The 14,447-nt window shown below is 66.7% G+C and carries 12 protein-coding genes; 2 read left to right on the top strand and 10 right to left on the bottom strand.

What is annotated here, in order from left to right; translation table 11 throughout:
- Positions 1-249: 249 nt before the first annotated feature.
- Positions 250-2,550, bottom strand: a complete 2,301-nt coding sequence (locus tag OLX02_RS18160; RefSeq protein ID WP_264425098.1) for a TonB-dependent receptor — start codon at positions 2,548-2,550, stop codon at positions 250-252.
- 155 nt (positions 2,551-2,705) lie between these two features.
- Between OLX02_RS18160 and OLX02_RS18155 the strand changes: the two genes are divergently transcribed.
- On the top strand, positions 2,706-3,743 hold the full coding sequence (locus OLX02_RS18155) for an AraC family transcriptional regulator ligand-binding domain-containing protein (RefSeq protein WP_264425096.1): 1,038 nt from the start codon (positions 2,706-2,708) through the stop codon (positions 3,741-3,743).
- 4 nt (positions 3,744-3,747) lie between these two features.
- Here OLX02_RS18155 and OLX02_RS18150 read toward each other — a convergent pair whose 3' ends face one another.
- The 4 genes from OLX02_RS18150 to OLX02_RS18135 all read right to left on the bottom strand — a co-directional run bounded on the left by OLX02_RS18150 (position 3,748) and on the right by OLX02_RS18135 (position 7,628).
- Positions 3,748-4,530 (bottom strand): enoyl-CoA hydratase/isomerase family protein, encoded by a 783-nt coding sequence (locus tag OLX02_RS18150; protein ID WP_264425094.1) that lies wholly within the window; start codon positions 4,528-4,530, stop codon positions 3,748-3,750.
- Positions 4,527-5,600, bottom strand: a complete 1,074-nt coding sequence (locus OLX02_RS18145; protein WP_264425093.1) for a phosphotransferase — start codon at positions 5,598-5,600, stop codon at positions 4,527-4,529. Before OLX02_RS18145 ends, OLX02_RS18150 begins: the two co-directional genes overlap by 4 nt.
- A complete protein-coding gene (locus tag OLX02_RS18140; RefSeq protein ID WP_264425092.1) occupies positions 5,593-6,777 on the bottom strand; it encodes an acyl-CoA dehydrogenase family protein in 1,185 nt (394 codons plus the stop codon). Before OLX02_RS18140 ends, OLX02_RS18145 begins: the two co-directional genes overlap by 8 nt.
- Positions 6,778-6,863: 86 nt before the next feature.
- Positions 6,864-7,628 carry an SDR family NAD(P)-dependent oxidoreductase gene (locus tag OLX02_RS18135; RefSeq protein WP_264425090.1) on the bottom strand — a complete coding sequence of 255 codons (765 nt, stop codon included), beginning with the start codon at positions 7,626-7,628 and terminating at the stop codon, positions 6,864-6,866.
- Positions 7,629-7,704: 76 nt separating this feature from the next.
- Between OLX02_RS18135 and OLX02_RS18130 the strand changes: the two genes are divergently transcribed.
- A complete protein-coding gene (locus OLX02_RS18130) occupies positions 7,705-8,337 on the top strand; it encodes a TetR/AcrR family transcriptional regulator (protein WP_264425089.1) in 633 nt (210 codons plus the stop codon).
- A gap of 43 nt (positions 8,338-8,380) precedes the next feature.
- Here OLX02_RS18130 and OLX02_RS18125 read toward each other — a convergent pair whose 3' ends face one another.
- The 5 genes from OLX02_RS18125 to OLX02_RS18105 all read right to left on the bottom strand — a co-directional run bounded on the left by OLX02_RS18125 (position 8,381) and on the right by OLX02_RS18105 (position 14,399).
- The gene (locus OLX02_RS18125) at positions 8,381-8,848 is read right to left on the bottom strand and encodes a low molecular weight protein-tyrosine-phosphatase (RefSeq protein ID WP_264425087.1); all 468 of its coding nucleotides are present in this window, start codon (positions 8,846-8,848) and stop codon (positions 8,381-8,383) included.
- A gap of 28 nt (positions 8,849-8,876) precedes the next feature.
- Positions 8,877-9,923, bottom strand: a complete 1,047-nt coding sequence (locus OLX02_RS18120; protein ID WP_264425085.1) for an ACP S-malonyltransferase — start codon at positions 9,921-9,923, stop codon at positions 8,877-8,879.
- Positions 9,916-12,114 carry a dehydrogenase E1 component subunit alpha/beta gene (locus OLX02_RS18115; protein WP_264425084.1) on the bottom strand — a complete coding sequence of 733 codons (2,199 nt, stop codon included), beginning with the start codon at positions 12,112-12,114 and terminating at the stop codon, positions 9,916-9,918. Before OLX02_RS18115 ends, OLX02_RS18120 begins: the two co-directional genes overlap by 8 nt.
- 104 nt (positions 12,115-12,218) lie before the next feature.
- Positions 12,219-13,364, bottom strand: coding sequence for a glycerophosphodiester phosphodiesterase family protein (locus OLX02_RS18110; RefSeq protein ID WP_264425081.1), 1,146 nt, complete (start codon positions 13,362-13,364; stop codon positions 12,219-12,221).
- A gap of 87 nt (positions 13,365-13,451) precedes the next feature.
- Complete coding sequence (locus OLX02_RS18105) at positions 13,452-14,399, bottom strand: bile acid:sodium symporter family protein (protein WP_264425079.1); 948 nt, start codon at positions 14,397-14,399, stop codon at positions 13,452-13,454.
- Positions 14,400-14,447: the final 48 nt, after the last annotated feature.

Here is a 14,447-nt window from a genome sequence, read left to right as displayed (position 1 = left end):
CGATTCCCCGCCGCTGCGGCAAGCGGCAACGATTCCCCGCCGCTGCGGCAAGCGGCAACGATTCCCCGCCGCTGCGGCAAGCGGCAACGATTCCCCGCCGCTGCGGCAAGCGGCAACGATTCCCCGCCGCTGCGGCAAGCGGCAACGATTCCTTGCCGCTACGGCAAGCGCAGCAGGTGTCGGCGCCCCACAAACGAAAACTGCCGCCCCCTTTCGGGGACGGCAGCTTCGTTGGGACTATGTCAGGCCTCAGAACGAAGCGCGCAGGCGGACGCCGTAGGTGCGCGGCGCACCCAGGTAACCACGAACGTCGCCAGTCTGCAGCGGCGTGTTGAACGCGGCCGTGAAGTAGGTCTGGTCGAACAGGTTCTGCACCCAGCCTTCCACGGTCAGGCCCTGCTTGGGCAGCTTGAAGCCCAGGTTGGCGTTGACCAGGCTGACAGCCTTCTGCGCCTCGGTACCAGCAGTGTTGATCAGCTGGCTGCCGCTGTACTGGTACTGCAGACGCGCGGTGAGGTTGACGTCGTCGGTCAGCGGCGTGTCGACATTGATCGCGGCATTGGCGGCGAGCTTCGGCGCATAGCGGAAGCGCGAACCCGACAGCGCCGGATCGAGGTTGGCGTCCGTGCCGTACTTGGCGTGCGGGATCCAGGTACCATCGAGCGACAGCGTGACACCGTCTGTCAGCTCGAACAGGTTCTCGATTTCCAGGCCGTAGTCCTTGGCCTTCGCCGTGTTGAGCACGGTGAAGCGCAGGCCCACGAACTGCGCGATCTGGAGATCGGACAGGTCGTAGTAGAACAGCGCGATGTTGGTGCGCGCCCGGCGGTTGAGATACTGGATCTTGGCGCCGACTTCGTAGGCGTTGACCTTCTCCGGCTTGTAGCTCGGGTCAAGCGGCACGCCGGCACCGCCGGTTTCGGCCGGGTTGTTCGCCAGCAGACCGGCAGCGTTGGTGTCGATGTTGACGCCGCCCGCCTTGAAGCCGCGGTTGTACGTCGCATAGAGCATCACGTCGTCGACCGGACGGAACTGCACGCCGAAGGTGCCCGAAAGCGCCTTGTTGGTGATGGTCCTGTTATAGGCCGGTCCCGGCATCAGGCCCAGGAAACGGAACACGTCGTTCGCTTCCGAGCGATAGAACGGGTTCGAGAACGAGCCCTGCTTCTTTTCGACCGAGTAACGCAGACCCGCGATCACGTTGACCTTCTCGCCCACCGCGAAGTCGAGGTGCGCGAAGCCGGCATACGAACGGGCCTTGCCGCGCATATCCTCGACCGTCCACAGGCCCGGAGCGGCATAGACCAGCCCCGGCACGCCGATGGCGACGTCCCAATAGGCCTGACCCTGCGCGGCCCACGGCATCGCACGGCCCATCTGGAGCTTTTCATCCGAGAAGAACGCACCGAACACCGCGTCGGCGTTCAGCGCCTCTATCTTGGTATTGTAGGTCAGTTCCTGCGAGATGAAGCGGCTCTTGAAGGACTCGTTGTAGCGGAAGATGTCCGCGCCCGAGAAATCCGGGTCCATGTCGCGCTGGTCGACGCTGAACTTGCGGTAGGACGAAACCGACTTCAGCGTGCCGTTGCCCAGCGCCAGGTCGATCAGCAGCGTCGCGCCGTAATCCTTGATCACCTGCTCGCCGTTGCCGTTGAGCGTCTGCTCCCAGTCCGAAGCCTTCTTCGACGAAACCACGCCGCCATTGGCAAGCGTCAGTGCATCGACCAGCGGGGTCGTCGGGCCGAGCTTGAATTCGCTCGTCGCGTAGCAGCAGTTGCCGCTGCCGCGCGAATAGTCGCCGATCAGGCGGACCGAAAGGTCAGCGCTCGGTTCGTACAGCAGCTGCGCCTTGACCGCCTGGGTCGTGTCGCCGTTGAGGTCCTTGCCGGTGGTCGGGTTGGTGTAGAAGCCTTCGCGGGTCGAGGCGAGGCCGGCGATGCGGAACGCCAGGGTGTCGGTCAGCGGCACGTTGCCCGCCGCCTTGACCAGCAGCGAGTTGTAGTTGCCATAGGTCGCGTCGAACAGGAACGCGGTCTTGTCGGTCGAAGGCTTGGCCGAGGCGAGCAGCAGCGCACCGGCAGTGGTGTTCTTGCCGAACAGCGTGCCCTGCGGACCGCGCAGGATCTGCAGGTTGTCGATGTCGAGGAAGTTCTGGAGAGCGGCGGCCGCACGGGTGCGGTAGACGCCGTCGATGAACACGCCGACCGAACCTTCAAAGGCACGGCTGTTGCCGGTCGTGCCAAGGCCGCGGATGATGACGTTGGCGGTCGACGACGAGATGTTGGCGGTGCGGAACGTCACCGAAGGCGTGATCGCCTGGATGTTCGACACGTTGTCGACGCGGGCCTGGGCCAGCGTATCGGCATTGGCCGCGGTGATCGCGATCGGCACGTTCTGAAGATTTTCCGCGCGGCGCTGCGCGGTCACGACGATTTCCTGCAGACCGCCGCTGTCCTGCTCACCAGCCTGCGCGTCCTGCGCGAAAGCGGGGGTCGAGATCACGGCTGCGAGGATTACGCCAGCGGTGCTGGCGCGCCAGATGCCCTTCATACTGCTCCCTTTCTTCGTCGCCGCGCTCTTCGTCGCGGCGTTTCGGATATGCCGTCCTGATCCCTTGCGGACCCGGTTCGGCAGATGGGATCTTTCTGCGTCAATCCCTTGATTAAATCTTGACCAAAGGCGTCATGATCGTGACAAATCACGCCATGGAGAACAGATCCGGCCCGATTGCCCATAGTTCGTCGATGCAGCAGTTCGTGCGCTTCGCGCGGATGGCGGGGATTGCGCTGGAAACCATCCTCGACCGCGAAATGCTTGATATCCTTCGATCAAGCGAGCGTAGCGAAGTCGTCCCCGCGCAGGCCATGGTCGATATCATGCAGCTCTGCTCGATCGTGGCGCGCCGGCCGGACCTTGGCATCGCCTTTGCCGCATGGTGCAACCTGCGCGGCTATGGCCCGCTGTCGCTACTCTGGGACCATTGCCCCACGGTGCAGGAATCCGTGCGGATCAGCGGCCGCTTCCTGCATCTCGAAAGCGAAGCGCTCGGCTCCTCGATGAGCGAGGAGGGCGACGAGATCGCACTCCAGCAATACATTGCCATCCCCGCGCGTTTCGGCGGCAGCCAGTACCTGGAATCAACGCTCACCCTGCAGATGCGGACGATCCAGCTGATCCTGGGCGAGGACTGGCACCCGCTGCGCATGGAGTTCAACCACCCCGGCCCCGCCAGCCTCAAGTTCCATCGCGGCGTATTCCGCTGCCCGGTGATCTTCGGCGCGGATCGCTCCGCGCTGGTCCTGTCACGTGCCGATATGCGCCGCCCCTCGCCCAACGGGAACGCGCGGATGCTGGCCTTCCTCGAACGCAAGCTGGCGAACGAGGCGCGCAACATCGACGATGACATCGCCGCGCAGGTGGAACGGATCGTCTCCGCCGATCTTCCGGGCGGCCACGCGACGCTCGAACGCACGGCCTCGCTGCTCGCGACCAGCCCGCGCACCCTGCAGCGCCGGCTGGGAGACGTGGGCGAGAGTTTCGCGGCGATCCTCGACCGGGTGCGCCGCCGCACGGCGGACGAATACTTCGCCACCGAGCGCAAGCCGAACCTGTCCGAACTCGCGCACCGGCTCGGCTATGCCGAGGCCAGCGCGGCCAGCCGGTTCCTGCGCACCACGCTCCGGACCGGATCGCGCGCGCTCGCCCGGCAGGCGTTCTCGCGCACGTCCGTCCGTACCGACTGACCCGTCAGATCGCGCGGAAGTCCGGCTTGCGGCGCGCCAGGAACGCGCCGATGCCTTCGCGCCCTTCGGCGCCGTCACCCGCGGCAGAAATCGCCGCGGTTTCCGCATCCAGCTGACCGGCCAGATCGCGCAGTTGCCCGTCGCGCAGCAGGCGCCGCACGGAACCCAGCGCACGGACCGGCGCAGCCGCCAGCGTCTGCGCCAGCTTCTCGCCCTCGGCCGCCAGGTCTTCCGCCGCGACCACGCGGGTCACGATGCCCACGTTCGCCGCCTCGGCCGCCAGCACACGGCGGTTGGTCAGGATCAGCTCCTGCGCCACCCGCATCCCCGCAACACGCGGCAGCAGCCAGCTCATGCCCCCGTCGGGGGTGAGGCCGATGGCCGTATAGGCGGCCGTGAAGTGACTGGCTTCACTCGCCAGCACGATATCGCCCAGCATGGCGAGGCTGAGACCCGCGCCCGCCGCCGGTCCCTGCACCAGCCCGATCAGCGGCTTGTCCATCGCCGAGAGGTGCAGCACCGCTTCGTGGAGCTTGCCTGCCAGTTCGGACAGGAACGCCCCCGTGCGGTCGCCTGCATCGGCAAACGCGCCGATGTCGCCGCCCACGCAGAACATCCGCCCCGCCGCCGCCAGCACCACGGCGCGCACGCTTTCCTCGCTCGCGCAGGCGCGTGCCGCCGCTTCGAGGTCGGTCGCCAGCGCCATGTCGATGGCGTTGCCCTGCTCGGGCCGGTTGAGCGTGATGCGGCCGATGCCGTCCGTGATTTCAAGAAGGACCGCGCTCACCTGCACTTCTCCATCGCTTCGCGCGCCAGCGCGGCAAGACGCGGGAACGCTTCGGCGCGCTCCTTGGCCTGTGCGTTGGTGGCGGTGCCGCGCAGCACGCGGCCCTTGATCCCATGGAAGATCGCGGCCAGCCGGAAGAAGTTGAACGCGAGGTAGAAGTCCCAGTTGTCGATGCCTTCGCGCCCGGTGCGGCGGCAATAAGCAGCGATGAACTCGGCCTCGGTCGGCAGCCCCAGCGCCACCGGATCGGACCCGCCGATCCCCGCGACGATATCCGGCGGCATCCGGTACATCATCGCGTGATAGGCGAAGTCGGCCAGCGGATGGCCCAGCGTCGAAAGCTCCCAGTCCAGCACCGCGACCACGCGCGGCTCGGTCGGGTGGAAGATCATGTTGTCACAGCGGAAATCGCCGTGGACCACGCTCACTTCGTCGCCTTCGGGGATCGCGGTCGGCAGCCATTCCACCAGCGCGTCCATGTCCGGATTGCGTCCGGCCAGCTCGTCTTCAAGGTACTGCTTCGACCACCGGCCGATCTGCCGCGCGAAGTAGTTGCCCGGCTTGCCATAGTCCGACAGGCCCACCGCATCGACGTCCACCGAATGTAGTGCCGCGATCGTCTCGTTCATCGCGTCGTAGTAGGCGGCGCGCTGCTCCCTGGGCACTTCGGTAAAGGCCGCGTCCCAGAAGATGCGCCCTTCGACCATGCCCATGATGTAGAACGCGCTGCCGATCACCGCATCGTCGTCGCACACACCATACACCGGCGGCACCGGCACCGGCGTCGGCCCCAGCGCGGTCAGCACGCGCGCCTCGCGCAGCACGTCGTGCGCCCCCTTGAGCAGCGGCCCCGGCGGCTTGCGCCGCAGCACGTAGTTCGCGCCGGGAGTCGAGAGCCGATAGGTCGGGTTCGACTGGCCGCCGTTGAACTGCTCGACCGTCAGCGGGCCGGCAAAGCCCGCGACGTTCGCTTCCATCCAGCCGGCCAGCGCCGCCTGGTCGAAAGCGACGCGGACTTCGCCCGCGCCGCTGTTGGCCGCCGCCACGTCGGCAGTCTTGGGATCAGGCATTGGTGTGCTTCCAGTCACGGCGGATCTTCTTGGCAAGGCTCCACTTGTGAACCTCGGTCGGGCCGTCATAGATGCGGAACGCGCGCACTTCGCGGAACATCGTCTCGACGATGGTCTTGTCGGTCACGCCCGTGCCGCCCATCACCTGCACGCACTTGTCGGCGATGCGCATCAGCGCTTCGGACACCGCGACCTTGGTCATCGAGCTTTCGACCGTGCCCAGCGATCCGCTGTCGAGCACGCCGGCGCACCAGTCGATCATCAGTTCGCACTGCTTGATGTCAATCATGTTCTCGGCGAGCATGAAGCCCACGCCTTCGTGGTCGATCAGCGTCTTGCCGAAGGCCATGCGGCGATTGGCGTAATCGCTGGCGATTTCCTGCGCGCGGATGCAGCCGCCGAGCCAGCGCATGCAGTGCGACAGGCGGGCAGGCGACAGGCGGATCTGCGCATACTTGAAGCCCTCGCCCGCATCGCCCAGCATCTGGTCGGCCGGCACGCGCAGGTTCTCGATGCTGACTTCGGCGTGGCTGCCGGGCATCGAGCTGTCGATGGTGTTCGGCACATGGGTGATGCGGATCGCCGGATCGGGCAGGTCGACCACAAACATGCAGGCACCGCCCATGCTGTCGGGATCTTCCGACTTGGCCATGACGATGCCCACTTCGGCACCCTCTGCGCCGGTGATGAAGGCCTTCTTGCCGTTGATCACCCAGTGGTTGCCGTCCTTGCGGCACTTGGTGATCATCATCGACGGGTCAGCGCCCGCGCCGTTTTCCTCGGCCGGCTCGGTCATGAAGAAGGCCGAGCGCGCGCGGCCCTCGACCATCTTGTTGAGGAAACGCTCCTTCAGCATCGGGCTACCGACGTGGCCGAGGAGGTACATGTTGCCCTCGTCCGGCGCGTTGGTGTTGCACGCGAGCATTCCCAGCGGCGAAAGGCCGGACTTGATCAGCATGACCGCGGTTTCGCGCTGGCTGAAGTGGCTGCCATCGGGACGGATGTGCGGCGTCAGCACGCCTGCTTCGCGCGCAAGACCGCGCAGTTCCTGCACCAGTTCATCGGTCGGCGCGCCGTGATGGTCGCGGCGGGGATCCTGCTCGTAGGGGACCACCACTTCGCGCACGAACTTTTCCACGCGTGCCGCAAGATTCAGCGCTTCGCTGCTGATCGTCATTGTTCCCGTCCCTCTCTTAACCGCTCGATTAATGAGCACATTCATAGGCGGGTCGGCCGCCACGGCCAACCCGCCTTTGTGCTTGCTTACTTGGCCGCCATGCGGATCGCGCCGTCGAGGCGGATCGTCTCGGCGTTGATCATCGGATTCTCGATGATCGACTGCGCCAGCTGCGCATATTCCTCGGGGCTGCCCAGGCGGTTGGGGAACGGCACCTGCTTGCCCAGCGAATCCTGCGCTTCCTGCGGCAGCGAGGCGAGCATCGGGGTCCAGAAGATGCCCGGCGCGATGGTGTTCACGCGGATGCCGTAACGGGCGAATTCGCGCGCGATGGGCAGCGCCATGCCGTGCACGCCGGCCTTCGACGCGGCATAGGCGGCTTGGCCGACCTGGCCTTCGAACGCCGCGACCGAGGCGGTGTTGATGATCACGCCGCGCTCTTCCGCGCCCACCGTCTCGGCATCGAAAATGCGCGCGGCGAACTTCGACAGCACGTTGAACGTGCCGATCAGGTTGATGTTCACGATCTTGGCGAAATCGGCGAGCGGGATCGCGCTGCCGTCGCGGTTGATGACCTTGGCAGGCGGGGCGATGCCCGCGCAGTTCACCAGGATGCGCGCCTTGCCGTTGACGGCTTCAGCGGCTTCGAGGCCAGCCTGCACCGATGCTTCGTCGGTCACGTTCACCGCAAAGAAGTTGCCGCCGATTTCGGCAGCGGTCTTCTGGCCCAGTTCGGCGTTGAGATCGAAGATCGAAACCTTCGCACCCATCTTCGCCAGACGCGCCGCAGTCGCGCCGCCAAGGCCCGATGCACCGCCGGTAACGATCGCGGCAACTCCCTGGATCTGCATTCGCTTAACTCCGATTCCCAAAAAATCTACTATCGGGTATATTGCATTCCAATCGGTAGAGCGTCAATGAAAAGGGGTGACCGGAACCCCTGCCCAAAAGGACAAGTCCCCCTTCCAGACCGCCGCGCAGCGCAAGGCCACCCGCGAGGCGAAGCGGGAGGCGGTCCTGCTGGCGGCAGTGCGGATGTTCAACGAGCGGGGCTTCCACGCCACATCGCTCGATGACGTGGCGACCAGCCTCGGCGTGTCGAAGCCCACGATCTACCACTACCTCGGCAACAAGGACCAGGTGCTGCTGGAATGCGTGTCCATCGGACTGTCCCAGTTGCAGGATGCGGCCGAAGCGGCGCGGGCGCGGCCGGGCAAGGGCATCGACCGGCTGCGCTTCTTCCTTGAACGCTATGCCCAGGTGAACATGGAGGATTTCGGCCGCTGCGTGATCCGCACGGGCGAGCAATTGCTTTCGCCCGAAAGCGCGGCGCGCTTCCGCGAAAAGAAGCGGGCCATAGACGACGCACTGCGCGCCCTGATCGAGGAAGGCATCGCCGATGGCTCGGTCGCGACGCAGGACCCGCGGCTGCTGGGCTTCACGCTCGCCGGCGCGCTCAACTGGCCCGCCCGCTGGTTCGATCCCACCGGCCCGCTCACGCGCGAGGAAGCCGCCCGCCGCATGGTCGACATCCTCTGCACCGGCTTCGCCCCGCGCTAGCCGGCACCGGGCAAACCGCTGCCCTACAAGGAATTGCCTGGCATCAGCGACTGGCTTCCAGCCGTCCAACGATACGCCGCGCGGCCTCGCTTACGTCATCCCAGGTGGCGGCAAAGTCATCTTCGGTGCCGTAATACGGATCGATCACCGCGGTGCCCTCGCGCCCCGGCACAAGGTCCATCAGCAGCCCCACTTTCGCCAGCGGACGGCGCGGAGCGACGGCATGAAGATCGCGCAGGTTCTGCGGATCGAGCGCGTAGATCCAGTCAAAGCGGCGGAAATCCTCGGTCCGCACCTGCCGCGCGCGATAGCCGGCAATATCGATACCGTGGCGCAGCGCCTCTGCCTGCGCGCGCGGATCGGGCGGATTGCCCGCGTGCCAGTTGCCGGTGCCGGCGGAATCGATGGTGATCGCAATCCCCGCCGCCACCGCCTCGGCGCGCAAGGCGGCTTCGGCCAGAGGAGAGCGGCAGATGTTGCCAAGGCAGACGAAAAGCACGGCGCGTTGCATCAACGCCTCCCGCCCGTGCCACGCAATCTCAGTCGGTCGTTTCGCATGGGATCACAATTCCTCGTTGGCCAGGTCTCCCCATGCCGATCAGGAACGGATCCTCTCCCTGCCGCTCAGAAAACGCGGTGCGTGAGGAAATGTCCAGCCATTTGTTATGGATAAGCACCTGCGCAATGGCCCCGCCCAGCGTTTCGCCGGGGCCTGTCAGCACCACCAGGTCGGGCGCGAACTCGCGCAGCGCCACGGTGATCGCGGCCGTGAAATCGTACGGCGCCAAGATCTGGTGCCCGAAGGTATAGTCCCACAGGTCGTGCGGCCGGGTGGAACCGGTTCGCCAGATCGCGCCGCGCCCGTCGATCAGCGGAACCTGCGGCGGCGTGAACCAAGCCTCGGGCAGCGCGGCGCGCGCGGACTGCGCGCTCTGCGCCATCAGCGGGGTGTGGAACGGCCCATGCCCCGCCAGCCGCATCGGCGCGCGCGGCAACGGCGGCAAGTCGGCCTCGAACGCATCAAGCACAGCCGGCGATCCGGCCACCACCAGCATCCCGCCCAGACGGATCGACGGCAATACGCCGTGCCGCGCCATCGCCGCCTCGATCGCAGACGCGAGCGCGGGATCGACGCGCCACTCGGCATCGGCCAGCACCAGCACGGATTGCGTGCCCTCGCCGTGCTTCTGCGAATGCACGCCCAGGGCATCGGCGATGGCAAAGCCATGCTCGGGCGAAACCGCCCCGGCGCAGGCGAGCGCGGTGTACCACCCCATCGAATTGCCGGTGACCGCAACCACCTCGAAGCGCTGCCGGTCCAGGCTGAGGAAATCGAGCCAGGCGCAGGCGTGGATCAGCGGCGCGGCATTGTCGCCGCGCAAGTGCGCCGGGGTGAACTTCGCTGCGCCGTCGAGTTCGGTCAGCGTGGGCTTGCCCGCCTCGGCGCGCAGCGCATCGAAGCGCGCCAGCAGCGGGTGGCCGGCGTGATGCCGCGCAAGATAGCCCAGCTCCGGCGCGTTATAGGTGCCCCGCCCCGGACAGACGACGACGATGCGCTGGCGATCGGGGCGTTCGCGTTCAGCCACGGGCCATCTCCAGCGCCTTGGCCACGATCATGTCGCGGCTGGGCAGCGTATGCGTCGCCGCGCGTCCCAGCGGGATGAAACTGTCGGTCGCGGTGAGCCGCGCGCAGGGCGTGCCCGCCTGTCGCTCGGCGAACAGCGCCATCAGCGCCTCGCTCTGCGATCCGGTAATGCGGCACTCGTCCACGATCAGCACGCGCTGGCAGGGCGCGGTCGCCGCCAACAGCGCGTCCTCGGGCAGCGGAGCCAGCCAGCGCAGGTCGATCACCCGCGCGGCGACGCCCTGCTCGCGCAGCAGCTTCTGCGCCTGAAGCGAGAGGTAGGTGCCGTTTCCATACGTCACGATGGCAAGTTCGGTGCCCTCTCCGTGAATGCCGGGCTGGCCGAGCGCGATATCCGCCTCGCCCGGAGGCGGATAAGGCGCGGTCCACATCCCATCGCCTTCGGCATGAAGATCGCGCGTCATGTAGAGCGCAATCGGCTCGACGAAGATCACCACCCGCTGCTCCTCGTCGGCCAGTCGCACGCACTCGCGCAGCATCGCCACCGCATCGCGCCCGTTCGAGGGCACGGCCAGGATCACGCCGGGAATGTCGCGGAAGACGGCAAGGCTGTTGTCATTGTGGAAGTGCCCGCCAAAGCCCTTCTGATAGGGCAACCCGGCAATGCGCACGACCATCGGGTTGGTGAACTGGCCGTTGGAGAAGAACGACAGCGTGGCCGCCTCGCCCCGGATCTGGTCCTCGGCATTGTGGACATAGGCCAGGAACTGGATTTCGGGCAGCGGCAGCAAACCGTTGTGCGCGGCGCCGATGGCCAGACCAAGGATCGCCTGCTCATCAAGCAAGGTGTTGACCACGCGGGCCGAGCCGAAACGCTGGTGCAGCTTCTGCGTGACCGCATAGACGCCGCCCTTCGGCCCCACGTCCTCGCCGCAGACGATGGCGTTGGGGTATTGCAGCAGCAGGTCGGCCAGCGCCCACGACAGCAGCTTGGCCATGTGCTGCGGCTTTTCCATCGCACCGGCATCGTCGGCGAAGATCGCGGCGCGCGCCTCGGGCGTGGGCAGCGTGCGCGCAGCACCTTCGCGCCGGGGCGGGACGATGCTGGCCATCACCTCGGCCGCGTTCTTCAGCTTGGGCCGGCGGATGGCCTGTTCGACCTGCGCGGCCAGCGTGCGCTCGATCGCGTCGTATTCCGCGCGGATTTCCGCGGCGGTCATCACGCCTTCCTCGATCAGCAGCGCGGCGCTGGTGAGCAACGGATCGCGCGCCTCGTCACGCGCGATGTCGTCCTTCGAAAGGTAGACGAGTTGCATGTCGTTGCCGGCATGACCGTAAAGGCGGACGGTCTTCATGTGGAGGAACACAGGCTTCCTGTGGCGGCGCGCCATGTCCACCGCCTCGGCCGCTGCGCGGAAGGCATCGGCCATGTCGCAGCCATCGGCGGCGATGTAATGCAACCCCGCCCGGCCCGAATAATTCGCCTCGATCCAGCCTTGGGGCGTGCGGGTGGAAATGCCGATGCCATTGTCCTCGCACAGGAACACGATCGGTAGCGGCGTGCCCTGGAACGCGGCCCAACACGCGGTGTTGATCGCGCCCACGGCGGTCGAATGGTTGGCAGAAGCATCGCCGAACGAGCACAGCACGACGCCGTCCTTCGCCAGCACGGTATCCTCGTACCCCATGCGGCGCGCGATCCCGATGGAGAACGCGGCGCCCACCGCCTTGGGCAGGTGGCTGGCGATGGTGCTGGTCTGCGGGGGGATCATCAGTCGCTTCGATCCCAGCACCTTGTGCCGCCCGCCCGAGATCGGATCTTCCGCGCTGGCCGTGAATGACAGCAGCATGTCCCATGTCGGCGTCTCGCCCGGCACCCGGCTGGCGCGGTGGACCTGGAATGCGGCATCGCGGTAGTGGAGAAAGGCGATGTCATCGGTGCGCAGCGCTTCGGCCAGCACGGCGTTGCCTTCGTGGCCCGACGAACCGATGGTGTAGAAGCCCTCGCCTCGCGCCTGAAGCTTGCGGCTGAGCCGGTCGAGCTGGCGGCTGGTCATCTGCGAATGCAGCAGCGCCGCCGCCCGGTCCGGCGTCAGGCCGGCCTCTGCAAGACCGAGGTTGGACCGGCGACGCAAACCGCCGCCGTCCAGCGCGGCGAGGAACTTGAGGTGAACCTGCTCGGCGGCGTCCATTAGCGCGATCCGGTTACAATGGCAATCATGCTGCGGGACTAGCGCATGGCTTGCCCCGCGTCACCCCGTTGCCGTTCCGGATCGGTGGACGCCGCCGGGCGCGGTCAGTCCTGCCCCCAGTCGGTGAGCGCAAGCCGGCCGATGCGCGGATCGTCGGTGAAGAAGCCATCGACCCCGGCGGTGGTGTAGCGGCGGATATCGCCCACGCAGCCGGCCTCGAAGCGCTCGTTCTCTCCGCCGTAGCGGTAATTGACCGGCAGGAACTGGTTTTCAGGACGGAACGTGTAACAGCCCACCAGCAGGTCCGCGCGGTGTGCATCGGCGATGAACGCGGTGCGCGGGCCGGTCTTGCCTTCCGCGTCGAGCGTGATCAGGCGGCGCAGCTGCGGGGCTACCCAGTCTGCATATTGCGCAACGGCAGCGAAACCCTGCGGCGTTGCCATCTGGCCATAGGTCAGCTTGCCCTTCGCCGCGACGACATCCGCCGGTCGCGCCGCGTCGTCATCGAACAGCTGCATCAACTGGACGTTCGGCATCGCGCCGATCTCGCGGCGCAGGCGCTTCAGGTTGCCCACCTCGAACGACTGCACGATCAGCGGCACCGACTGGAGGAAGGCGCTCGCCCGGATCGCGGCGACGAGCTTGGCTTCCATGTCGAAACCAAGGCCCGCGAAATAGGTCGAGTGCTTGATTTCGGGGATCAGGCCCACCTTGCGCCCCGCCTTGCCGCCATCGCGTTCAACCAGCGCAACGATCTCGTCGAAGGTGGCGATGGGGAACTTGCCGTCGACGCTCATGCTTTGGGGACGGGTCAGGCCAAGGCGCTCCTTCGCGCGCAGGGTCTTGAGTTCGGCAAGCGTGAAGTCCTCGGTGAACCAGCCTTCCTGCCGTTCGCCATCGACCACCTTCACCGTGCGGCGGTCGGCGAATTCGGGATGGGCCGCTACGTCCGTTGTCTCGGCGATGTTGTTTTCATGCCGGGCAACCAGCACGCCGTCCTTCGTGGGCACCAGATCCGGCTCGATGAAGTCCGCACCGTCGGCAATGGCGAGGGCATAGGCTTCGAGCGTGTGTTCGGGGCGGAGCGCCGACGCGCCGCGGTGCGCGAAGACCAGCGGCATGAGCGGCCGGGTGGGCATGGTGCGCGCGGGCGCCGTCACCATGCGGGCGATGCCGCTGCCGGCCATCGAAATGGCGGCAAGGCCCGCGCCCCCCGCCAGCAGCTGTCGTCGCGAAAGTCCTGAAGGCATGGCGAATCCCTTTCCGTTGCGGGATTGGCGGCTATGACGTGTGCGGGACAGATGCGTGACAAGGCGTGGCTTCCAGACGCAATCGGCTCAATCGCCGGCCCGCGCCGCATAGCGCCGGGCGATGGCCGCGCAGGCCATCAGCTGGGCCTGGTGGAAGATCATCAGCGGCAGGATCGCTGCACCGGCCACTGCTGGCGGAAAGATGATCTTGGCCATCGGCGCACCGCTGGCGAGCGACTTCTTCGAGCCGACGAAGACGATCGCGATCTCTTCCGGGGTGCGGTAGCCCAGCAGGCGCGCGACCAGCCTGGTAAGGCCAAGCACAACCGCCAGCAGCACGAGGCACAGCACGAGCACCAGCACCATCTGCACCGGCGCAACGCGGTGCCAGATGCCTTCGACCACGGCCGCCGCGAACGAGGAATAAACCGCCAGCACGATGGTGCCGCGATCGGTAAAGGTCAGCAGCCGCTTGTGCCGCTCGGCCCAGCCCCCCAGCCACGGCCGCAGCAGGTGGCCGGCGATGAACGGCAGCAGCAACTCACTGGCGATGCGCCCCACCTGCCCCAGCGAGACGCCGCCTTGCGTGCCGAGCAGCGCACTGGCGAGAAACGGCGTGACCATGACGCCGAGCAGGTTTGAAAAGGCCGCCGCGCACAGCGCCACCGCGACATTGCCCCGCGCGATCGACGTGAACGCGATCGAGGACTGGACGGTGGAGGGCAGTGCGCAGAGGTAAAGGATGCCCGTCCACAAGGCGGGGGGCAGCGCCTGCGGCATCGCCCGATGCATCCCGATGCCCAGCAGCGGGAACATCACGAACGTCAGCGAGAGGATCAGCAGGTGGATCTTCCAGTCCGACGCCGCGGCGACCAGCGTCTCGCGCTTCAGCCGGACGCCGTGGAGGAAGAACAGCAGCGCGATGGCCGCTGTCGTCACCGCGTCGATCACGGTGGCCGCATTGCCCGTGGCAGGCAGCACGCTCGCCAGCGCGACCGTGGCGAACATGATCAGGATGAACGGGTCGATCTTCACGGCAGGCTCATCATCTTGACCGGCGCAGCGGCGCGGCGCCGGCCAAGT

The sequence above is a fragment of the Novosphingobium sp. KCTC 2891 genome (assembly GCF_025938155.1).
In the GTDB taxonomy this organism is placed as follows: Bacteria; Pseudomonadota; Alphaproteobacteria; order Sphingomonadales; family Sphingomonadaceae; genus Novosphingobium.
Note: the sequence above shows the minus strand (reverse complement) of the source record. Positions and strands in the feature narration are given on the sequence as shown.

What these genes read in the sequence shown, in the direction of transcription:
- OLX02_RS18160 (WP_264425098.1), bottom strand. Translation starts at nt 2,550, where the DNA reads ATGAAGGGCATCTGGCGCGCCAGCACCGCTGGCGTAATCCTCGCAGCC.
- OLX02_RS18155 (WP_264425096.1), top strand. Translation starts at nt 2,706, where the DNA reads ATGGAGAACAGATCCGGCCCGATTGCCCATAGTTCGTCGATGCAGCAG.
- OLX02_RS18145 (WP_264425093.1), bottom strand. Translation starts at nt 5,600, where the DNA reads ATGCCTGATCCCAAGACTGCCGACGTGGCGGCGGCCAACAGCGGCGCG.
- OLX02_RS18140 (WP_264425092.1), bottom strand. Translation starts at nt 6,777, where the DNA reads ATGACGATCAGCAGCGAAGCGCTGAATCTTGCGGCACGCGTGGAAAAG.
- OLX02_RS18135 (WP_264425090.1), bottom strand. Translation starts at nt 7,628, where the DNA reads ATGCAGATCCAGGGAGTTGCCGCGATCGTTACCGGCGGTGCATCGGGC.
- OLX02_RS18125 (WP_264425087.1), bottom strand. Translation starts at nt 8,848, where the DNA reads ATGCAACGCGCCGTGCTTTTCGTCTGCCTTGGCAACATCTGCCGCTCT.
- OLX02_RS18115 (WP_264425084.1), bottom strand. Translation starts at nt 12,114, where the DNA reads ATGGACGCCGCCGAGCAGGTTCACCTCAAGTTCCTCGCCGCGCTGGAC.
- OLX02_RS18110 (WP_264425081.1), bottom strand. Translation starts at nt 13,364, where the DNA reads ATGCCTTCAGGACTTTCGCGACGACAGCTGCTGGCGGGGGGCGCGGGC.